Source organism: Rhodanobacter sp. C01, assembly GCF_002001045.1.
GTDB lineage: Bacteria > Pseudomonadota > Gammaproteobacteria > Xanthomonadales > Rhodanobacteraceae > Rhodanobacter.
The window spans coordinates 207817-229696 of record NZ_MUNR01000008.1 but is presented as its reverse complement, the minus strand read 5'-3'; the positions used below and the strand labels follow the sequence as shown (position 1 = coordinate 229696).

The window sequence follows — 21880 nt, the reverse complement described above, 5'->3', positions numbered from 1 at the left end:
TTCGACAATGGGTCAGTCTACTAGTGACTTGAGCCAGTGCTTGTATCTATTCCGCCTGTGGCCGAACCCTGCAGGCGATTGGCCTGAACTTGCGTGCCTGCGGGGATGACTAGCGGTTTGCCTGAAGCATCGGCGACTCGAAGTGACTGGAAGCCGCTGCCAGTACTCTGCCACTCGTAGGCATCACCGGCCGCACCCACCCACAGGATGTCCGCCAGACCGTCGCCGTTATAGTCCGCAATGCTGGCCATCGTGTAGCCCGGCGCCACGTTGCGGACCTCCTGATCGGTCACGTTATAGCCATCCATGACCCACCATGCCATCTGGTTCGTCTCTGGATTGGTCCATATCAGATCCGTTTTGCCGTCGCCGTTGACATCACCGGCACCGAACAGGCTGAACCCGGATGCATGGTCGGCAATTTGGCGCGGTACAAAGCCACCGTTCTGATTGTTGATCCATACGTAGACGCTGTTGTTGTTCGGATTGGTCCATACGATGTCGGCATAGCCATCGCCATTCACGTCAGCCAAGGTCGGTACGTAACCCTGTGCAACATTGATGGTCGGTGAAATGGTAACGCTGAAGTGATACGAGGCCCGACCCAGGATATAAAGCACAAATGCATGCAGCTTCCACCAGCCAACTTGACCGGTGCTGCTGTTCCACCAGAACAATTCGTCTGGATTGCCGGTCGCAGCGGCGGTGCCATCGAAATTGGCAGCCCCCATCAATTTCCAACCAGCCGGAAAGGGGCTTCCTACGGGATGTGGCGAATAATTGGTCGCACCACCGACACCGTCGGAGAGCCAGATGTATAGCTGATTGTCCGGACCCGTCCAAGCCAAGTCAGCAATATATCGGCCGGTACCCAGGAGCACCGAGTCGGTGAAGAAATTGCCGATTGACCCGATCGTATAGCCACTGGAGATCGACTGGGTGGCATTCGACAACGATACGCTGCCTTTCATCCCCAGCGTCGAGAATATGCCTTTGCTCGGGTCGACCATGGCGATATCGCTGAATCCATCTCCATAACCTTCCTCATAAGTCGTCAGGAAGTCACTCGGAGCAACATAGCCGCGCTGGAATGGCTGGTAGAACTGCACTACCGCGTTGACCAGATTCGTGGCGTTGATGCTACCCAATCCCGTGGCCATGCTGTAACCGGCATTCGTCAGCCATGCCGGGGCCAGGTTGGACGAGCCACCGGCACTGACCACGCCGTAGGACTGCACACCGTTACCCGAGAAACACGAAAGGGTTCCCGCATAGCAAGGTACGTCGATGTCGCCCGCCGTTACATTGTTGAATACGCAGCTGCTGCCGATGCCAGCTCCGTTGGACGAATTGCAATTGTTCAGCATCGCCGTATTTGGCGAGCCGTTGGTGCCGTATTCTTTCGTCCCGATGCTATAAAACGCCGGCAGGATGTTGCCGTTGTATTGCCCTGTCGCCTGGTTGATAAGTGCTTGCACGCCCGCCATTGACGGTGCCGCAAACGAGGTGCCACCTGCGCTGTTGAACAAGACTTTGTCGGGATCGGTGTAGTCGCAGGGGGTGCCGTTTTCACTCTCATCCGACATGCAGTACACCAGTGCGTGGCCGTACAAGCCGTTGGCCGCGAACAGAGACACGTCCGGCAGCATGCGCGTACCGTAATTCGAGGAGCCGTAGATGCCGGCTTGCCACGAAGGCTGAAACCAATTGGTACTGGGGCCGCCGCTGCCGCCTGCCGTGCTGAGGTAGTTCTGGCCACTGGCGCTGTTGCAGGCGTCCACGCCGTTGCTGTATCCGAGTAGACCGTAAAGCACACTGCTGGCACAGGAATCGTTCCAGGTCATCTCAGGAATGTAGCCTACTGCCGACAGATCCAGTGGCAGGTTGCTCGAGGTCCAGTACTGACTGTAATTATTGAAATCGTTGAAGTCGGTGCCGCCTACCGCGACGTTGTACGGTGTCGAGCCCATGCTGTTGACCGCTATGCCCTGGTAGGCCGCTAGCTGATTCTGATTGCAGCCGGCGGAGCCCGAATCTCCGGTGGATACGAATACCGTCACGCCTTCGGCAGCTGCTTGCGACCAGAGATCACCCGCTTCATTCGCGATTCCGTCGACGAATCCGTCGGCTTCGCATTCGCCGTAGCTCAGGCTGAAGATAGAGGGCAGTGGTGCAGCACCTTCAAGCAAATTCTGTGCAGCAGTAAACGGGCCGAAAGTGGCACTTTGACTGTCATCGCACGAGGCGAACACGATTGCCGCGTCAGGATCCGCTGCGCCGATCCATTCGGTATCCAGCGCCGCCTCACCCTCATCCCCATTTGTGCCCGGATCTGGACAACTGGTATCGCCCGCGTAAGCCACCGGGTTCACATAACTCACCGTGCCTTGCGCATCGGTTGGCAGGAATCCGCTGCGGAAGGTCTGAACGTCCGCAGGCAGTACATCCGTGCGCTCCAGCACGGCCACGGTCTGCCCAGCGCCACGAATCGGCGTGCTCTTGCTCCATAGCGGCTTGACGTTGTAGATCGTGTTGAAGTCGGCCGGTGCGACGTCATAAGTGATGTTCGTATCTATGGTGCCCGGCGGCACTGTGAACTGCGGTGCCGAAGGCGCCTTCGTCACGGTCTTCCACTTGCCCGTCTTCTTGTCCTTCGTCACCGTCCCCACATCGCGATATTGCGGTTTGGGAAAGAAGTTGCCCAGTGAGGCAGTCCCCTTAACCACAGTAGCCAGGGCTGCCGGGATTTGCTCCACACTGGTATTGGCGAAGTGCCGCTCACCGTTCACAGCGTAGCTGTGCAAGGAGGTATGGAAGGCCTGGCCGACAGTTGCTGCCGTGCCCGAGAAGCGAATCGTCATCCCCGTCGGCGAGACCGCATCTACCTTCAGGCCCTGCGAATGAAGCCACTGCGTCACTATGCTGATGTCGGACTGCGCGGGACCGAACATCGTGCCAATCTGCGCGGCTGTCAGCCAGTGGTGGAAGTAGGGTGAACTGGGGTTGGTCAGCTGCTGCAGGTAATTGTCAAACTGTTGCTGCTTGGCATTACTGCGTGTCAGCAGCAGCGTCACGTTACGAATCGGTTGCGCTGATGGCAGTGCTCCGGTGTCATATGCAGCCAGCCGGGAAGAGATCTGGCTTCCATTCACGGCCACCAGCTTTGAGCTGTTCAAGGTTGTCGTAATGCGTGCCGTGTCCGGCGTGAAAGTGGGATAGTAATTTGCTGGATGAGCTGGTGCTGTCTGCGCCCATAGCGGCATGACACATCCTAGTAGCAGGCCCGTCCCAGCGAGCCACGAAAAGCGTTTGTAGATCGGCATCATTGATTTTCCCCTAAAGCTTGAAGTTCTGAAGTGGCCTATCACGCCGTACGACTTCCCTGAAATCTGAAGCTCCATGCAAAGTTTCAAACAGCTCGAAGTTGTACCGATTTGGATACGGTGCGTCACGCACCGCTTACTGACCACAATCTCACTGAAATCTCACAATGATGCGTGAGTTGCCACAACGAGATCGTGGTTTGGCAAAGGATGAATCACGTCATCGTGCATCGGGCCGAAGGCATTCCGAAAGTTTGCTTTGTCTGCGCCGCTGCCAACACAATCACTTCAATGAAAGAGGCCGGGCATCAATGCCCGGCCTCGCATCAAACCATCATCTCAGGGTGCGGATGTATTACGGACTCGGCACAAAGGTAGAGCCTTGCAGGCGATTGACTTGCACCTGGGCCCCTGCCGGAATGACCAGCGGATTGCCCGAAGGATCTGCTACCCGGAACGACTGGAAGCCACTTCCAGTGCTCTGCCACTCATAGGCATCACCAGCCGTGCCCGCCCACAGGATGTCGGCCAGGCCATCGCCGTTGTAGTCCGCAATGCTGGCCATCGTGTAGCCTGGTGGCACGCTGCGGGTCTCCTGATCGGTCACGGTAAAGCCGTTCATCAGCCACCATGCCATCTGGTTGGTTGCTGGATTGGTCCAGATCAGATCCGTTTTGCCATCGCCGTTGATATCGCCCGCACCGAACAAGGTGAAGCCGGCTGGATGATCGGCGATGCTATGTGCAACATAGCCACCATTATGATTGCTGATCCATACGTAGACACTGTTGTTGGCTGTGCTGGTCCACACGATGTCGGTATAGCCATCGCCGTCGACATCAGCCAACGTGGGTACATAACCCGGCGCGACGGTAGTCAACGGTGAAATGGTCTGGACAATCGGGTTGTAGTTCCCGTCGACGCCGAGCGTCCACCAGCCAAACTGGGAGGTCGTGGCATTGAACCAGAACAATTGCTGCGTACCGCTGCTGTCATTGACGCCTTCTCCAAGCAGCTTCCAGCCGGCGGGGTAGGAAGCGACGCTGTACGGGAAGTAGCCGCCGAGCGCGTCGGAGAACCAGAGGTAGAGACGGTTGTCCGGCCCTGTCCATGCCATGGCGCCGGATTTGAGGCCAAGTGGAACAAACTGCGGAACGAGATTTGCGCCCTCGGCACCGATGGAATAACCCGGTGCAATCTGTTGGGGAACGCTGTACATCACGACGCTGCCCTTCATGGCCAGCGAAGCCAGTGTTCCCTTCACAGGATCTACCAGGGCGATGTCGCTGTACCCGTCGTTCGCAAATTCGCTGTACGACAGGAAATCGTACGGTGCGGCATAGCCGGTATGCTGAATCGGCTGCAGGTATTTCACGACCGCATCGACCAGATTTGCTGCATTGATGCTGCCAAGGCCGGTAGCCATGTCATAGCCAACATTGGTCTGCCAGGCTGGCAACAAGGTCAGCGAGCTGCCGGTACCGCCCACCGTCGTACCAAACTGATTACTGCCCGAGCTTCCCGAGTAGCAATTGATGGACCCTGCCCAGCATGGCTGGATGATGTCGCCCACAGTGACGTCGTTGAACACGCATTGACTGCCGACGTTGGCGCCATTGGACGAGTTGCAGCTGGCCAGCATGGCGTTGTTCGGCGAGCCATTCGTGCCGTATTCCTTGCTCGCAACGCCGTAAAGGGTTGGCGAGATGTTGCCGTTCGGCCCCCCAGTGGCCTGGTTGATCAGCGCCTGGATGCCAGCCATGGCGGGCGCCGCGAACGAGGTGCCGCCTGCGCTGTTGTAGTAGACATCGTCCGGGTTGGTGTAATCGCAAGCTGTACCGTTTTCGTTCGCATCGGACATGCAGTAGACCAGTGCATGGCCGTACAGACCGTTCGCTGCAAAGAGCGAGACGTCCGGTAGAGTGCGGGAGTTGTGATTGACCGAACCATAGACACCGATCTGCCATTCGGGCTGAGTGTAGAGTGTGCTGGCACCACCACCGCCGCCGCCGATCGAGAGAAAGTCTTGCCCCCTGCCACTACTGTCGTTACAGGCGGTGAGGCCGTTGGAGTAACCCAGCAAGGCATCGAGCTGGCTGCTGGCGCAGGAATCGTTCCAGGTTTGCTCCGGGATATAGCCGAGGGCCGATTGGTCCAATGCCAGGTTGGTGGGTGCCCAGTATTGGCCGTAGTTGTTGAAGTCGTTGAAATCGGTACCACCCACAGCAACGTCCGAGGTGGAGGAGGCCATCCCGTTGACGGCCGACCCGTAGGTCGCGGCAAACAACGCGCCTTGATCACAGCCAGCCGAACCGGCATCGCCTGTGGACACAAACACTGTGACGCCCTGCGCGGCGGCCTCGGACCAGAAAACATCGGCAAGATAGGCATCGCCGCTGTCTTCAAGCTCGCATGCGCCGTAGCTCAGGCTCCAGATGGGTGGCGGTAACGTGCCTACCCCATGAATACCTGGTTCGAGCAATGTTGCTGCTGCCGTGAACGGACCGAAGCTGGTGCCGGAGTCGGCACACGATGCGACCTCGATGTTCGCATCCGGAGCCGCTGCACCGGCCCACTCGGCATCCAAGGCGGCCTCGCCCTCGTCTCCGTTCATGCCAGGATCCGGGCATGGGCCATCGCCGAGGCCGTCATCCGGATGGACATACGTCACGGTGCCCTTGGCATCGGCCGGCAAGAAGGCTGCGCGGAATGCGGCGATGTCGGCAGGATTTACGTCGGTGCGTTCCAGCACCACGATGGTCTGGCCGGCGCCGCGGTTGGGCGTGCCTCGGTTCCACAACGGATTGACGTTATAGATCTGATTGAAATCAGCGGGTGCAACGTCGTAGGTCGTATTGGTGTCGACCGTGCCACCAGGGACCGTGAATTGTGGCGTCGCCCCGGTCCTGGATGCCGTCTGCCACTTTCCGGTCTGCTTGTTCCTGGACACGACTCCGACATCGGTATGTTGTGGCTTGGGAAAGAAGTTGTTCAATGAGACAACACGATCCACGACCGGTGTCAGCGCGGTAGGAATTTGCTGTGCAGCCAGATGGCCGAAATGAGCTTCACCGTTCACATTGAAACTGTGCAGCTGCACGTGAAAGGCCTGGTTGACGGCCGCTGCCGTACCGGCAAAGCGAATGGTCATGCCATCGGGAGTGACGCGCTTGACGCTCATTCCCTGCGAGGTCAGCCACTGCGTTACCTTGGCAAGGTCTGTCGATGACGGACCGAACATCGTGCCGATCTGCTTGGTCGTCAGCCAGTGATGGAAGTATGGCGAGTTCGGGTTGGTCAGTTCGCTGAGGTAACTCTGGAATTGCTGTTGTTTCTCGGGGCTGCGCTTGAGCAGCAATGTCATGCTTGAAATCTGTTTTGTGGACAGCAGGACTCCGCTGTCGTACTTGGCCAGACTCTGACTAAGCTCGCTGTTTTTTACAGCAATCAGCGCTGAGTTATTGATGGATGCAGTTATGTGTGAAGTGTCTGGCGTGAAGCTTGGATAGTAGCCAGGTGCCTGCTGGGCTGCGCTCGCGGCAAATGCTCCAAGCGGAAGTGTTCCACCTATGAGCATGCCTGCCATGGCGAGCCATGTGCTCGATTTGAAAATCATGTTTCCCCACCCTCTCAAGTAGAAGTTTCAGATCAGTGCCTGATCCGTAACGGCTGCTGCCTATCCCATTCAGAAGCAGCCCGGTGCGTAACGTCTGCTGTTGCCATCATCGTTGCAAGCTGCATTGCACCATTTAGACGTCTAAATGATATTTAATAATTTAGACGTCTAAACATCCGTTGCGATAACGTAGTTGAATGCAACCAAGCAGTGGGATCAAGGGTGTTAAATGAAGAGCACTGTTCGCCGTCGCGCAAAAAAATTTACGCGAGTCAATGCTCCTTACGTGTTGATCGAGGAATTTCAAGCGGCCGACCACGTCCGGGTAGGCTTACGGCATCGGCACACACAATGATGGCGAACTCTGCGATTACCCTGAATCTTTAGGCGCGCGCATCCATGGCATCGCCATCGGCGAAATGCCAGTACGCAGCGTGGCCCGAAAATTCTTCCGTGCACTCAAAAAAGCGATAGATACGCAAACCTCAGAGCAATTCTGCGCGAGCAGTGAAGGCCAGCCTCTGTTCAGCCGTTGACTGATCGTGGTTGAACCTGAGTATCGGCTTGGCCAGGAGGTGCGCGCAATGGGAAATGCTGCCGTCTTTCCTTCATGGGGGAAAGTCGCCAATCTTCGGTGTGTTCGGAGCAGGTAACGGCAGATCGCCGTTATTGCCTGAAGGACTTCGAGTGCTTCGGTCAGCGTGCCGTCGAAGGTGGCTTGGCGGTGGTGGTGCTGACCGTCAAGTCATTCGGAAATGCATTCAAGGCGGCACGCCAGCCAAGCTGGAAACGGGTTCGGGTATCGAAGCACTTCATCAGTTCGGAGATACGCCTGGTGAGTGTGGTGTCGGATATTCCAGCTTCGTGGGCGATCGCTTTGTCGTTGAGGCCTGCAGCCAGCAGTGGGAGGAGCAGCTCAGTTGCTTCGGTCAATTGAGCGTTGGGCTTGCCGGTCTCCAGCTGCCCGGCTTGAGTAAACGTGATGGGCGTCGCCCGTTCCCAGATGAGCTCGAAGAATGCGCAAAGTGCGTCGAGCAATGGGCACGCTCGAACCAGCAGCGTTGGGCCACTTGCAGGGTTTTTGGCATTCAAAATCAGGCCTATGCGCCGGTCGGCAACGAACATGGTGACGGGCAGGGTCGGAAAGACCCTTGCCTCCTCGCCCAGTTGCATCACGCGACGAAGGGAATTCATCGAGCCGGGCGCTTCGAGATGGGCCATATCCGAGATGCTTCGAATGCGCACGCCCGGTCGCTGCCCTTGTTGGTGACTATCGGGATTCAAACTCGGGCCGCTCTGGAAGCCAAAGACTTCGCTCTGAACGGTTTGATGAAGGTGCGTCACGATTTGGCCCAAGGCGGCGTGGCTGGTGATGATCTCCACAACCTGTTCATTCCCCTGATTGTTCGCCGTGCTTGTGGCCTCCTTTTTCAGCTCGGGTATCGTGGAACATGCTCGTTCAATATCTGCCCGGCGTTGGCTGGCCAACGCTTCGACGGCAAGCTCCGGCGGTGCGGCGATGTAGCGCCGTGGCTGTTCTGGCGAGTGGGTTGCCAAGCCCTTGGACTCGATGCTGTCGAGCAGTCGCTGGGTCTTGCGTGGCGACAGGGAAAGCATCTTTGCTATATCTTCGGTGGTGGCCATGCGATGAGCCAGAAGAACGCGATAAATGCGCTCTTGCATCTCATCGATACCAAGGACTTCCAGCGGTCTTGAGGTAGTCGCTCTGGTATTCAGCACGTTCATTGCATTTCCGCCATGTTCAGGAATTCCAAGGTGGGGGGTTTGGACGGCCCCACGATCGTAAGCATTTCTCGTCTACCGCGAAACGTGAGTGAACAGGACGTTCCGATCATCGGCAACCGACACACCTCGACGCGTCAGGGGAAAAAATGTTTGAACGATTGCTGGGTTGGTCTGGGCGTATTCCGATCAACGATCCCGTTGACCGTCGCAATGCGGTGTTCATGCAATGGTTGTTCGTGTTCGAAGGGTTTCGTACGCCGCTCAACAAGATCTACATGTTGTTGTTCGATTGGTCATATCTTCAAAGTACTTATTACGACCAAGCCAAGCTGTCACCTGGAATGGCGGTCGTCATCGATCTGGGAACAGACGTGGCGATGACCATTGCAGCATGGTTGGGGCTGTATCTGATTCGTTTGGGCCGCTTTCATCTGGCGGTGGGGGAGTATCTCGCGGTTCTGCTCGGATCCGGAATCATCGCTTATGCCGCGTTCGGATTTTCCCTGGGCGCATCTTCGGACCAGATACTGATCGTGGTGCTGGCGTTGGCGGCGCTCATGCTTGGGCGCAAGGCTCTGTGGATGAGCTACATGATGATCATGCTGACCTTCATCGTTGGGATGACGTCGAACTACATTTTTAGTCGTGCGATGTATGTCACGGCCGGCCCCTACGGTGAACTTCCATCTTTGGCGCTGGATTACGTGCAGATAGTCGTGATTCTTGACCTTAGCGTTACCAGCCTGCGTAAAGGTCTCGCTGAGTCGAACGCACACCGTCGCCAGCTTCAACATGAAATGACCGAACGCGAGCGTGCCCAGGAACAGTTGTTGCACGCGCAAAAAATGGATGCTGTAGGAAGGCTTGCTAGTGGCATAGCGCACGACTTGAACAACGTGCTCGAGATCATTCTTGGCTTTACTACCGAACGGGATCGTATCGATGACTCCGTGACTGAGCGCAACAAGGACGCGCTGATGAAGGATGCCCTGGTACTCGCCGATGCCCTGGATGGGATCGAATTGGCTGCTCGTCGCGGTTCCAGTATCTGCCGAAAATTACTCAGCTTCAGTCGCAGCGACGTTACCCATGTCGAATCCTTCGATGCCACGGATGCCTTGCGTGAGCTTCAGCCGCTGCTACGCCAGTCACTGCCGCCCACAGTACGTCTGAGTATCGATGTGCCCGATATGCCGCTGGTAATCAACTTTGATCGCAGTCAGTTCGAGCTCGCGCTGCTCAATCTTGCAGCCAACGCACGTGATGCCATGCCAAACGGTGGCGAGTGCTCGATTGCGGTTGCGCAAAAGGACTCTTCGACCATGGTGTTATCGATACACGACACCGGTGTCGGTATGTCCAAGGACGTCAGAATGCGAATCTTCGAACCATTCTTCACTACCAAACCTTCGGGCAGTGGCACCGGTCTCGGGCTTGCCATTGTCTATAGCCTGATCGATCGAGCCGGAGGTCACATAGAAGTGAGTAGTGCATTTGGTGCAGGTACCACCTTCCATATCTACTTGCCCGTCGCCATAGCCAAGGCTGTGGATGCGCTGCCCGCATAGCGTGGCCGATCTGAACGACCATGGCGATTGCAACCCAAGTGAATATTCTTCAGTGCGTCCATTCAAGCCATATAGATAGATCAGAGCATATGAATGAGTGAAATGGTTTCGATCGGACCTTCTGCAGTGAGCACAGTCGCATCAATTTGCGCAACTTATCGTTAGATTGCGCGGCCAGCTTTACTTAACTTATCCGGTACGTACACGGTCAGTAACGATGGCGCGATCGATCTGTCGCAGAAGATTCCAACTCCACGTCAGTGGGTGCCGGGTCATGGATGGCGCCGGCCGGAGGTGCGCGTCGTTGATAACGATCTGCACAATGCCCTGCATGGCAGTGGCAAGCGCCGAACTCGAGTGCTGATCCAATTGTCTGAATAAGCTGGACGAGGTTGCTTGATCTTCATTTTTTTTGAAGAGTCAAGGCTCGCATGATGGCCTTTGATTGTGTTACCTATGACGGTCGGGGTGGGCGGGTAAGATTTTTCGGATCATAGTGTTTCATGGCGTTTCCGCGCCTCGGGGTTTGTATGTCGACAACAGCTACCCAGCCGTCGGTTGATGGAGATCACATGGCTGAGGTTGACCGCGAGGCGGAAGTCTGCGCGTGGCTTGTTGCGCGCGGTCGTCTGAAAGACAGCGATCTGGGTCGTGCGCGCCGGCTGCACGAAGAGTCGGCGGAAGGCACGCTGACCACCTTGATGGCTCGGCTCGGACTGGTGTCCGAACGCGATCTGGCCGAGGCCTGGGCGGAGCTGCTGCGGGTGCCATTGCTGGCCGCGCGCGATGCGCCGGAATTGCCGCCGGCCGATCTCGAGCTGTCGCTGCGCTTCCTGAAGCAACAGCATGTGGTGCCGGTGCAGGACGCCGAGGTTGGATTGGCCCTGCTGGTGGCCGATCCGGCCGATCCGTATCCGCTCCAGGCGGTCGAGTTGGCCGCCGGTCGGCCGGTCGCCTTGCGGGTTGGTCTGCGCTCGGAAATCGATGGCCTGATCGAACGTTATTACGGCAGCGGCCGCTCGGCGATGGGCACGATTGTCGAGAACCTCGACGGCAGTGCGGCGGAAGAGGATGACGTCGAGCACCTGCGCGATCTGGCGTCCGAAGCGCCGGTGATCCGGCTGGTGAACCTGATCCTGCAGCGTGCGGTCGAGCAGCGCGCTTCGGACGTGCATATCGAACCGTTCGAAAACCGGCTGAAGGTGCGTTACCGCATCGACGGTGTGCTGCATGAAGTGGAAGCGCCGCCATCGTCATCGACGGCAGCGGTGATCTCGCGCGTGAAGATCATGGCGCGGCTGAACATCGCCGAGCGCCGGCTGCCGCAGGACGGCCGCATCCAGCTGCGCGTGCAGGGCAAGGAGCTCGACCTGCGTGTATCCACCGTGCCCACCAGCTTCGGCGAGTCGGTGGTGATGCGTATCCTCGATCGCGAATCGGTGGTGTTCGATTTCGCCTCGCTCGGTTTCACCGACAGCTTCCAGCAACGTTTTGTCGACGTACTGCAACGTCCGCATGGCATCCTGCTGGTGACCGGTCCCACGGGTTCCGGCAAGACCACCACGCTTTACACGGCGTTATCGCAGATCAACACCAATGACGTGAAGATCATCACGGTCGAGGATCCGGTCGAGTACCAGCTCGAAGGCATCAACCAGATCCAGGTGAAGCCGCAGATCGGGCTGGATTTCTCCGGCGCGCTGCGCTCGATCATGCGCCAGGATCCGGACGTGATCATGATCGGCGAGATGCGCGATCTGGAAACCTGCCGCATCGCGATCCAGTCCGCGCTTACCGGCCATCTGGTGCTGTCCACCCTGCATACCAACTCGGCCGCCGGCGGCGTCACGCGCCTGCTCGACATGGGCGTCGAGGATTATCTGCTCGGTTCCACCATCAACGGCATTCTCGCGCAGCGGCTGGTGCGCCGGCTCGATCCGGAAACAGCCATTCCGTATGAGGCGCTGCCCGAGGTGATCGCGCAGTTCGAACTGGAGAAGTACACCGAAGAGCGGCCGATCCGGTTGTGGAAACCGGGCAGCAGCGCGGCCAATCCTACCGGTTACCGGGGGCGTCGCGCGATCATGGAATTCCTCACCATGAGCGACCCGCTGCGCCGGCTGGTGATGCAGCGCGCCGATGCCGGCGAGATCGAGAAGCAGGCGCGCGCCGAAGGCATGCGCACGATGTACGAGGACGGTATCGCCAAGGCCGTGGCCGGCATCACCACGCTGGAAGAGGTCCTGCGCGTGACGCAGGAAGGCTGACGTGGCGCAGTTCCGATACAAGGCGGTCAGCGATGCCGGCGAGATACTGCATGGACAGATGGAGGCTGGCAGTGTCGACGAGGTCATCGGTCGACTGCAGGATCAGGGCCATACGCCGCTGGAGGCCCAGCCTGCCGACGCTGCCGGTGGAGCCAGCGGGCTGGCGGCCCTGTTCAAGCGCGGTCCGTTCAGCGGTGACCAGCTGGCGCAGTTCACGCACCAGTTGGCGACGCTGCTCGGTGCGGGCCAGCCGCTGGATCGCGCGCTCGGCATCCTGCTCGACCTGCCTGAAGGCGAGAGTGCGAAGAAGCTGATCGAACGCGTGCGTGACCGCGTGCGTGGCGGCAATACGCTGTCGTCTGCGCTGGACGAGGAACACGGCGTATTCCCCAAGCTGTATGTCAGCCTGGTGCGCGCCGGCGAGGCGGGTGGCTCGCTGGAAGAAACCCTGCGCCGGCTCGCCGACTATCTGGAGCGTGCCCAGCAGCTGCGCGGCAGCATCGTCAACGCACTGATCTATCCGGCGTTCCTGATGGTGGGTGTGCTCGGTTCGTTGGTGCTGCTGCTGGCCTACGTGGTGCCGCAGTTCGTGCCGATCTTCGAGGACATGCAGGTGCCGATCCCGTGGATCACCCAGGCGGTGCTGGTGATCGGCAATACCTTGCAGACCTGGTGGTGGCTGATCCTGCTGGTGCTTGGTGGAGGCTTGTTCGTCTGGCGCGCGCGCCTGCGCGATCCGCAGATGCGGCTGGCCTGGCACACGCGGCTGTTGACGATGCGGCTGGTCGGTCCGCTGCTGCTGAAGGTGGAGACCGCACGGATCGCCCGCACGCTGGGCACTCTGCTGAAGAACGGTGTGCCGCTGTTGAGCGCATTGACCATTGCGCGCCAGGTCACGGCCAATCGTGCGCTGGACAAGGCTTTGAGCGAGGCCCATGAGCAGGTCAAGGGCGGTGGCGGTCTCAGCCTCGCCTTGGGGCAGTCGAAGCTGTTCCCGCGGCTGGCGATGCAGATGGTGCAGGTCGGCGAGGAAGCCGGCCAGCTCGACACCATGTTGCTGAAAGTGGCCGACACCTTTGAGCTTGAGTCCAAGCGTGCAATCGATCGTCTGCTGGCGGCACTGGTGCCGGCGCTGACCATCGTGATGACGGTGATGGTGGCAATCATCATGGCGGCGATCCTGCTGCCGCTGCTCAGCCTGACCAGCAATATCCAGTAGATGCAAACCTTCGCAAACCCTGAGGTGACCCACATGCAGTACAGACAACCACGACGACTCGGCTTGCAGGCCGGTTTCACCCTGCTCGAAATGCTGGCGGTGATCGTGCTGATCGGCATCATCGGTGCAGTGGTGGTGACCCAGGTCGGCAAGAACGTCGACAAGGGCAAGTACGGTGCCGGCAAGGCCCAATTGCTGACGCTGAGCCAGAAGATCGAGAACTACGCGCTGGACAACGGCTCGCCGCCGCAGCAGTTGGAGGATCTGGTGGTGAAACCGGCCAATGCATCGAACTGGCAGGGGCCGTATGCGAAGGAGTCGGATCTGAAGGATCCGTGGGGTCACGCTTTCGGTTATCAGTATCCGGGCCAGCACGGCAACTTCGACCTGATCTTCTACGGCCAGGACGGCAAGCCTGGCGGTGATGGTTACAGCCAGGACGTGGGTAACTGGCAATAGGACATGAGGGCTGCGCGCACCCACGGCTTCACCCTGCTCGAGATGCTGGCGGTGATCCTGCTGATCGGCATCGCGGCGGCTGCGGTATCGGTCGCAGTGACGCAGGGGCTGGCCAGTGCGCGCGTGCGTGCGGCCAGCAGCGAGCTGGCTGGCGCGTTGCGGGCGACGCGTGCGCAAGCCATCGTGCGCGGACAGGAACAGAACTTCGACGTGGACACCCGCGCCAACACCTATCGCAATGTGCACGAGCAGGATGTGCGCCTGCCCAAGGGATTGCGCATAAGCATCACCAGCGCGAAAGAGGACCAGCCGAGCGATCACGTCGGGCGCATCCGCTTCTTTCCCGATGGCAGCTCCACCGGCGGCCGCATCACCTTGCAGAGCGGCAAGCGGCAATGGCATGTCAACGTGTCCTGGTTGACTGGTGAAGTACGCGTGGTCGATACGGTGGCGGCGCGATGACTTGCCTGCATCGACCCTTGCCACGTTCGCAGCGTGGCTTCAGCCTGCTCGAGGTGATCGCCGCGATCATGCTGCTGGCGATCGCGTTCACTGCCCTGATGAAGGTGGCCGGTGCCTCGATCAGCCTGAACCGCAACGCGGCGGAACACAGCGAGGCGGCGATGTGGGCACGCAGCATGCTGGACAGCGCGTATGTCGGCGAACCGCTGCAGACAGGCAGCCGTTCCGGCCAGTTCGATCATCAGTTCCGCTGGCGGCTCGACGTGTCGCCGTGGAATCAGGTCGGCGTGGCGCCACCCACAGCGACGCTGCATCTGTACCAGCTCGATCTTGACGTGCAATGGGGGCCGCTGGCGCATCCGCGCGAGGCGCATTTCCGCACGTTGCGGCTGGCCGGTCCGCCGGTCGCCAGTGCCGGCAGTCAGCAGGTCGACCGATGAAGCACGCCGCCGGGTTCACCCTGCTGGAAGTGCTGGCCTCGCTGGTGCTGCTGGCATTGCTGCTGGTCGGCGTGTATTCGGGCATTCGCACCGCCACCGATAGCGTGCGCTCGGGCACCGCCGCGATCGAGCGGATCGACCAGGTACGTGCCGCCGAGGACTTCCTGCGGCGCGAACTGGCGCAGAGCCTGATTCAGCCGATCAGCCACAACGAGCATGGCGAGGCGATCTATTTCGAGGGCACGGCGCGCGAGATGCGCTATGTCGCCCCGCTGCCTGGTTATCTCGGCAAGCTCGGTCCGCAATTGCAGCGGCTGCAGCTGGTCGATGACGGCAGCGGCGGACTGCGGCTGGAACTGAGCCTGGCCATGCTGCCACCGGATGGCCAGCCACCGAAACCCCTGGGCGATCCGCAGGTATTGCTCGACCACATCAAGGACGGCAGCTTCGGCTATCGCGGCGTCGACGGGCAGGGACAGGCCGTGCCGTGGTCCGGCACGTGGGCGGACGGCCGGATGCTGCCGCAGCTGGTACGCATTCAACTGCACCCGGAAGGCAATCAGGGGTGGCCGCAGCTCGACGTGCCACTGCGCGCCAATCCGCTGAACAGCAACGGGCCGCCTGGCGTGTTGCGAGCGACCCTGGGTGGCGGGAGTCAGCCATGAGGCTGCTGGCCCGACGCAGCGCCCAGCGTGGCGTGGCCCTGCTGCTGGTGCTGTGGGCATGCACCCTGCTGGCGATCCTGCTGGGTGGTTATGCCGCACTGGCTCGCACCGAAGGTTTGCAGGCGCACTATGAATTTTCACAGGCCCAGGCGCACTACGCCGCCGAGGCAGGCCTGATGCGTGCGGTTTACGGGTTGCAGAACCCTGACATCAAGCAGCGCTGGGTCGGCGACGGACGTGTTTATCCGTTCCGTTATGACCATGCCACGGTGATGGTGTCGGCGATCGACGAAGGCGGCAAGGTGGATCTCAACAGCGCCACACCCGACGTGCTGCAGGCCTTTTTCCAGGCTGCCGGGATGGACCCGGAACATGCCAAGGCGCTGGCTGGCAACGTGGTGGACTGGCGTGGCCAGGCCGGCCTCGAGAGCGCGGCGACCGCCCAGCGCGCTGCCTATGCGGCGGCCGGCCGCGACTACGGCCCGCGCCACGGGCCATTCGCGAGTATCGAGGAACTGCAGATGGTGCTGGGCATGACGCCGGCGGTGTATCAGCTGGTGGCGCCGGCGGTCACGATCTGGTCAGGCAACCCGAGTCCGGATGCGAATACGGCACCGCCGCTGGCCCTGGCAGCGATTCCGGGAATGACACCACAGCAACAGAGTGCGCTCCAGGCCACACGGCTGCGGAATGTGAGCGATCCGGGTCTGGTTCTCAACAACGGAACCACGCAAAGTATCAGGTCGGAGGCGACGCTGGCCGATGGAACGCGTGCCGTATTGCGTGCCACGATTCGTGTACAGGGGAGACAGCCCGGCGCACAACCGTATACGGTGTTGCGCTGGCAGGAGGGAAATGCGGAATGAGTAATACGGCAACGCAATCACTGCGGCCGCTGATGGATCGTCTGCGTCGTGGCTGGCGTGCTTCGCCGTTGCCGCCCTTTCTCGGCTGGTGGGGCGGTGAATTGCGTGGGCTGCTGCCGCTGCGCTGGCGTCACTGGTTCGGTGGCGGCGCCGACTGGCATCTGCTGCAACGCACGGGCATGCAGTGGACGCTGCGCCGCGCCGGTCATGGTGAGGTGCTGGCCCGGTGGGATGACGGCGCCGAGACGCCGGCCGTCGGCGACGGGCAGATGGTATTGAAGGCCGCCTTGCAGAAAGTCGATCGCGAGGATCTGCGGCTGGCCTTGCTGCTGCCATCGGCAACGGTGCTGCGGCGCACGCTGGCACTCCCGACGGCTGCACGCGACAACCTGCAGCAGGTGATGGCGTTCGAGATGGACCGGCAGACTCCCTTCAGCGCGGCACAGGTGTATTACGCGGTGCGCGAACTGAGCGCGCCGGCCGGTGGTCGCTTCCAGGCGGAGCTGGTGGTGGTCACGCGCGACACGCTCGATCCCCTGCTGCTGCGTCTGCGCGAACTGGGTGTCTCGATCGATGCGGTGGATCTGGCCGTCGGCCAGGACCGCCTCGGCGTCAACCTGCTGCCGACGGAACAGACGCCGCGCCACGTGCGGCCGCGGCGACGGCTGAATCTGGCGCTGGCAGGGGGGTGTGTGCTGTTGCTGGTGATGGTGCTCGGGCAATGGCTGCACAACCGGCAGGCGGCACTCGAGCAGATGCGCAGCGAGGTCGAGAGCATGCGTGGCGATGCACAGCAGGTGGCCGCGCTGCGCACGCAATTGCAGGACAACACGGGCGCGGCCAGCTTTCTGGTCCGGCGCAAGAAGGACACCAGCTCGATGCTCGGCGTACTGCAGGACATCACGCAGCGGCTGCCGGACAGCGCATGGCTTGAGCGTTTCAACGTGGACAATACCGGCCAGGTGGGCATGCAAGGGCAGAGTCAGCAGGCGGTGAAACTGCTCGATGTGCTGAAGGACTCGCGGCTGATCACCAACGCCAGCTTCCAGGGCAGCATCCAGCCTGATCCCACCAGTGGCAAGGAACGTTTCTACCTGACGGCACAGCTGGCGACGGCCAGGGTCAAGCCCGCTGCCGCGGTGCCGGCAGGCGATGGGGGTGCGCCATGAAGCTGGCTGCGCTCAATCCGCGCGACAGCCGCATCGCGGCGATCCTGCTGCTGTTGCTGGTGCTGCTGCTCGGTTACTTCGTGCTGCTGCATTGGTGGTTCGTGGCACCGTTGCGGCAGATCGACAACGAGATGGCCGACCTGCGCGACACGCATAGCCGTTACGCGGCGGCGATCGCCGAAAAGCCGATGCTGGAGCAACGCCTCGCGACACTGGGTGCCGGCCAGGCGGCCAGCCGTGCGTTCCTGGCCGACGATGATCCGAATACCGCTGCCGCCGATCTGATGCAGCGTGTGGTCGACGTGGTGGGCAACAGCACCCGTGGTGGCACCTGCGAAGTAAGCCAGAAGATGCCGTTGCCGAATCCGCCGGTGACACCTGGCGAGCCCTACCGCAAGGCCGCCGTGAACATCAACCTGAGTTGCGACATCGAATCGCTGGCGAGCGTCCTGCATGAGCTCGAACAGGGCATGCCGTACGTCTTCATCGACGATCTCAGCATCTATCGCAATCCGGTGGCGGCACAGCAGAGTCACGCTGCGACGCTGGAGGTGCAGTTCACGTTGTCCGGTTACCTGCGGCCGGCGCACGGAAATCCGGCGAATGGATCGCCCGAGATGCAGTCACCCGGTCAGGGAGGCGCGCCATGAACGCCGCACACCAGCGCAGCCTGACCCCGGTGCTCGTGGTGACCGCGGTCGTGCTCGCCTCGCTGCTGCTGTTGCTGCTCGGTGGGGTGGGCAACGGTGTGCACTGGAAAGCACCGCGACCGCTACCGCCGCTGTCGCCGATGGACAATGCAGCCAATCCACCGACACCGTTGCCGCTGGAGCAGTTCGCGGTGGTCTGGCAGAAACCGTTGTTCAGTCCCGACCGCAAGCCGGTGGCACGCATGGCCAGCGCGGGTGTGGGCCTCGGCGATCTCGAGCTGACCGGCATCATCCTCACCCCCACGCTGCGCATGGCGTTGCTGCGCGACAAGAATCCTGATCATCGTGAAGTGCGCTTGCGCGAGGGAGCGTCACTGCCCGATGGAAGTGTGACCTTGCTGGAAGTGCATCCGCGCTCGGCGGTATTCGCGACATCCGCGGGCCAGACCGAATTGAAGTTGCCGGCCGGCGCGCTCATCGACGTCCCCAAGCCTGGCATGGCTGAAGCTCCGGTCAGCCCGGGTGTTCCTGCAGGCCCAATAATGAATGTCCAGCCCCATGATCCTGGCGGTCCGGTAATTCGCGGCGGCAATGACCAGGCTCCGCCAGCGAATTCGTCGCAGCAACAAAAAGCCCTTGAGCGACTCAGGGAAAATATTCAGAAACGTCGTGCCGCTGCTGCCGCCGCGGCCAACGCAGGAGTACGTTGATCCATGTTTCGCAAACTCACTCAGCAAACCCTGCGCGCTGGCGCGCTGGCATGTGCCGTATGGCTGGCAGGCTGCGCCAGCCTGCAGCCAGCATCGCAACCGCATGACGACGGCGCGCTGCAGCGCGAGGCGATGGCCGGCACGCAGAATCCGGTGCCCGCACCATTGCCGTTGAACAACGGAGTATCGGACAACAGTGCGGCCGTGGCCCCATCCGAGATAAGCCAGGGCAGCGGGCAGTTCATCCGGCCCACGGCACTGAATCAACCGAAGCCGGCAGCCAGTGGCAACGGATCGGTGACCTTCAATTTCGAGAACCAGCCTGTGCAGGCGGTGGTCAAGGCGATCCTCGGCGACCTGCTCAAGCAGAACTACACGATCGTGCCCGGCGTGCAGGGCAATATCTCGTTCTCCACTGCCGAACCGGTCGACGCGGAGCAGGCCCTGCCGATCCTGGAAACCCTGCTGTCGTGGACCCACAATGCGCTGGTGAAGCGTAGTGGCGGCTACGTGGTACTGCCCGAGAAAGAAGCCGTGGCCGGCAACATGGTGCCGAGCCTCGGCGCCAGCGCACCCACTGGCGGCCTGCAGTCGCGCCTGTTCCCGCTGCACTACATCTCCGCTACCGAGATGCAGAAGCTGATCAAGCCGTTCGCGCGAGCGGATGCGGTGTTGCTGGTGGATCCGGCGCGCAACCTGCTGGTGATGTCCGGTACGCCGGAGGAACTGGCCAACTACCAGAGCATGGTGCGTACCTTCGACGTCGACTGGCTGCGCGGCATGTCAGTGGGCGTGTTCAACCTGCAGTACGCCAATGTCACGGAGCTGATGCCGAAACTGGATGACATGTTCGGCGCAAAGGGAAACACGCCGCTGGCCGGCATGTTGCGCTTCATTCCGATCGAGCGAACGAATGCCATGGTGGTGATCAGCACCCAGCCCGAATACCTGCAGGAAGTCGGCGACTGGATTACCCGCATCGATCGCGGCGGTGGCAACGAACCGCAGTTGTTCGTCTACGACGTGCGCAATATCAAGGCCTCGGATCTGGCCAAGTACCTGGCCCAGATCTACACCAACGGCGCCGGCAATGGCGATAGCGGCGGCAAGGTGGGGCCGGGCCTGAGCAGTGCGACGCTGGGCAGTGCCGACAACAGCAATGGCGGGACCAGCATGGGCAGCACCGCCGGCAGCTTTGGCAGTTCGGCCGGCGGCTCGACCAGTGCGTTCGGCTCGACTGGCACAGGCGGTTCGACCGGCCTGGGTGGTTTGGGCAGCACTGGAGGCACTAGCGGCACCAGTGGCGGTTTCGGAAGCAGCACATCCAGTGGCTTCGGCAGCACTGGAAGCGGCACTGGAAAGAGTTTTGCTGCCGGCAGTGGCGCCGCAGGCGATGCCGGTGGCAACGGTGGATCGGGCGACCAGCAGTACTCCTCCAGCGATGGCAGCGTGCGGATCAGCTCGGTCGACAGCAGCAACCAGTTGATGGTGCGTGCGCGACCGTCGCAGTGGGAGGAGATCAAGGGGGCGATCGCCAAGCTGGACAACGTGCCGCTGCAGGTGCAGATCGAGACGCGCATCATGGAGGTGACGCTGACCGGCGACTTCGCCTTCGGCGTGCAGTGGTACCTGCAGGGACTGACCGGCAGCACCACCAACAGCGACGGCAGCGTCACGCCCGGCCAGCCGTATCGCCATCGGGCGGCTGCGCTGGGTGGCGGTGGCAACACCTACAACAGCAGTGACTCGCTGTTCTACTCCTTCATCAACAGCAAGATGCAGGTCGCACTCAGTGCGATGGAGACCAACGCCAACACCAAGACGCTGTCGGCACCGTCGATGGTCGTGCTCAACAACCAGATCGCGCATATCCAGGTGGGTAACCAGATCCCGGTCAACCAGACCTCGATCATCGGCCTGGGGGCGACCACCACCACGGATGCGACGGCCAGCAGCGTGACCTATCTGCCGACTGGCGTGATTCTCGATGTGCAGCCGCGGGTGAATCCGGGTGGTCTGGTCTATCTCAATGTGCACCAGCAGGTCAGTTCGACCCTCGGCGCGGCCAATGCGCAGGGCAACTTCACTATCGCGCAACGTGATGTAGCGACCCAGGTCGCGGTGCAGAGCGGACAGACCGTGCTGCTCGGCGGCCTGATCCAGCAGGACGAAAGCACGACAAATACCGGCATTCCGGGGCTGAACGACATTCCCTGGCTGGGTCGTCTGTTCGGCACCACCAGCCGCAACAAGGACCGCACCGAGCTGATCGTGCTGATCACGCCACGGGTGATTCGCGGTGCCCAGGATGCCAAGCAGATCACCGACGATTACCAAAGCAAGTTCGAGTCGCTGGCCCCGCTGCGTGCAGCGGGCACCAGCATCAGCGCAGCACCCGCCGCGATCGTGCCTTTGCCGGCAGCATCTGCGCCGGCGGCAAGCTGGCCGGAGCAACTGCAGCAGCATGCCGAGGATGCCCTGCGCCAGGCCGACTATGCCAACGCGCAGGATCTGGCGATGCAATCCTGGCGACAGGGTTCGCGGCACGGCAATTTGTGCGAACGCAACTGGCAGGTGATCGTGCAGGCGCGCCAGCATGGCCATGCGCTGGGCAGTGTCGATGCGGCGCGCAGGCAGGAGGCGGCATGCCTGCAGCCGGCGGCCTCGCCGTAGTCGCCGTCTCGGATAGGGTTCGCAATGACAGAGGCCACGGAAGGCCT

At 61.0% G+C, this 21880-nt stretch carries 15 protein-coding genes; 12 read left to right on the top strand and 3 right to left on the bottom strand.

Annotated features, from left to right (window positions below; translation table 11 throughout):
- Positions 1-20: 20 nt before the first annotated feature.
- The 3 genes from B0E50_RS05535 to B0E50_RS05525 form a co-directional block, all read right to left on the bottom strand.
- Positions 21-3326, bottom strand: a complete 3306-nt coding sequence (locus B0E50_RS05535) for a protease pro-enzyme activation domain-containing protein (protein ID WP_168170816.1) — start codon at positions 3324-3326, stop codon at positions 21-23.
- Positions 3327-3678: 352 nt separating this feature from the next.
- On the bottom strand, positions 3679-6909 hold the full coding sequence (locus B0E50_RS05530; protein WP_217343222.1) for a protease pro-enzyme activation domain-containing protein: 3231 nt from the start codon (positions 6907-6909) through the stop codon (positions 3679-3681).
- A 726-nt stretch (positions 6910-7635) separates the two neighbouring features.
- Positions 7636-8685 carry a helix-turn-helix domain-containing protein gene (locus tag B0E50_RS05525; RefSeq protein ID WP_077440186.1) on the bottom strand — a complete coding sequence of 350 codons (1050 nt, stop codon included), beginning with the start codon at positions 8683-8685 and terminating at the stop codon, positions 7636-7638.
- A 146-nt stretch (positions 8686-8831) separates the two neighbouring features.
- On the opposite strand from B0E50_RS05525, the gene B0E50_RS05520 reads away from it, so the two are divergent.
- The 12 genes from B0E50_RS05520 (at position 8832) to gspD (ending at position 21833) form a co-directional block, all read left to right on the top strand.
- The gene (locus tag B0E50_RS05520) at positions 8832-10253 is read left to right on the top strand and encodes an ATP-binding protein (protein WP_077440185.1); all 1422 of its coding nucleotides are present in this window, start codon (positions 8832-8834) and stop codon (positions 10251-10253) included.
- A 572-nt stretch (positions 10254-10825) separates the two neighbouring features.
- The gene (gene gspE / locus B0E50_RS05515; protein ID WP_139350757.1) at positions 10826-12520 is read left to right on the top strand and encodes a type II secretion system ATPase GspE; all 1695 of its coding nucleotides are present in this window, start codon (positions 10826-10828) and stop codon (positions 12518-12520) included.
- Between the two features lies 1 nt (position 12521).
- Complete coding sequence (gene gspF / locus B0E50_RS05510; RefSeq protein ID WP_077440183.1) at positions 12522-13739, top strand: type II secretion system inner membrane protein GspF; 1218 nt, start codon at positions 12522-12524, stop codon at positions 13737-13739.
- A 33-nt stretch (positions 13740-13772) separates the two neighbouring features.
- Positions 13773-14198: a type II secretion system major pseudopilin GspG gene (gene gspG, locus B0E50_RS05505; protein ID WP_077440182.1), complete on the top strand. Its 426-nt coding sequence runs from the start codon at positions 13773-13775 to the stop codon at positions 14196-14198.
- 3 nt (positions 14199-14201) lie between these two features.
- Positions 14202-14660 (top strand): GspH/FimT family pseudopilin, encoded by a 459-nt coding sequence (locus B0E50_RS05500; RefSeq protein ID WP_077440181.1) that lies wholly within the window; start codon positions 14202-14204, stop codon positions 14658-14660.
- Positions 14661-14677: 17 nt separating this feature from the next.
- Positions 14678-15100: a prepilin-type N-terminal cleavage/methylation domain-containing protein gene (locus B0E50_RS05495; protein ID WP_343124514.1), complete on the top strand. Its 423-nt coding sequence runs from the start codon at positions 14678-14680 to the stop codon at positions 15098-15100.
- Positions 15097-15765 carry a prepilin-type N-terminal cleavage/methylation domain-containing protein gene (locus tag B0E50_RS05490; protein WP_077440179.1) on the top strand — a complete coding sequence of 223 codons (669 nt, stop codon included), beginning with the start codon at positions 15097-15099 and terminating at the stop codon, positions 15763-15765. Before B0E50_RS05495 ends, B0E50_RS05490 begins: the two co-directional genes overlap by 4 nt.
- The gene (locus B0E50_RS05485; protein WP_077440178.1) at positions 15762-16631 is read left to right on the top strand and encodes a type II secretion system protein GspK; all 870 of its coding nucleotides are present in this window, start codon (positions 15762-15764) and stop codon (positions 16629-16631) included. The genes B0E50_RS05490 and B0E50_RS05485 overlap by 4 nt, the downstream gene beginning before the upstream one ends.
- Entirely contained in the window at positions 16628-17800 is a 1173-nt protein-coding gene (locus B0E50_RS05480) for a type II secretion system protein GspL (protein WP_077440177.1), read from the top strand. Before B0E50_RS05485 ends, B0E50_RS05480 begins: the two co-directional genes overlap by 4 nt.
- Positions 17797-18450 (top strand): type II secretion system protein GspM, encoded by a 654-nt coding sequence (gene gspM, locus B0E50_RS05475; RefSeq protein WP_077440176.1) that lies wholly within the window; start codon positions 17797-17799, stop codon positions 18448-18450. The genes B0E50_RS05480 and gspM overlap by 4 nt, the downstream gene beginning before the upstream one ends.
- A complete protein-coding gene (locus B0E50_RS05470) occupies positions 18447-19160 on the top strand; it encodes a general secretion pathway protein GspN (RefSeq protein WP_077440175.1) in 714 nt (237 codons plus the stop codon). The genes gspM and B0E50_RS05470 overlap by 4 nt, the downstream gene beginning before the upstream one ends.
- A 3-nt stretch (positions 19161-19163) precedes the next feature.
- Positions 19164-21833, top strand: a complete 2670-nt coding sequence (gspD, locus tag B0E50_RS05465) for a type II secretion system secretin GspD (RefSeq protein WP_077440174.1) — start codon at positions 19164-19166, stop codon at positions 21831-21833.
- The last annotated feature ends 47 nt before the right edge of the window (positions 21834-21880 follow it).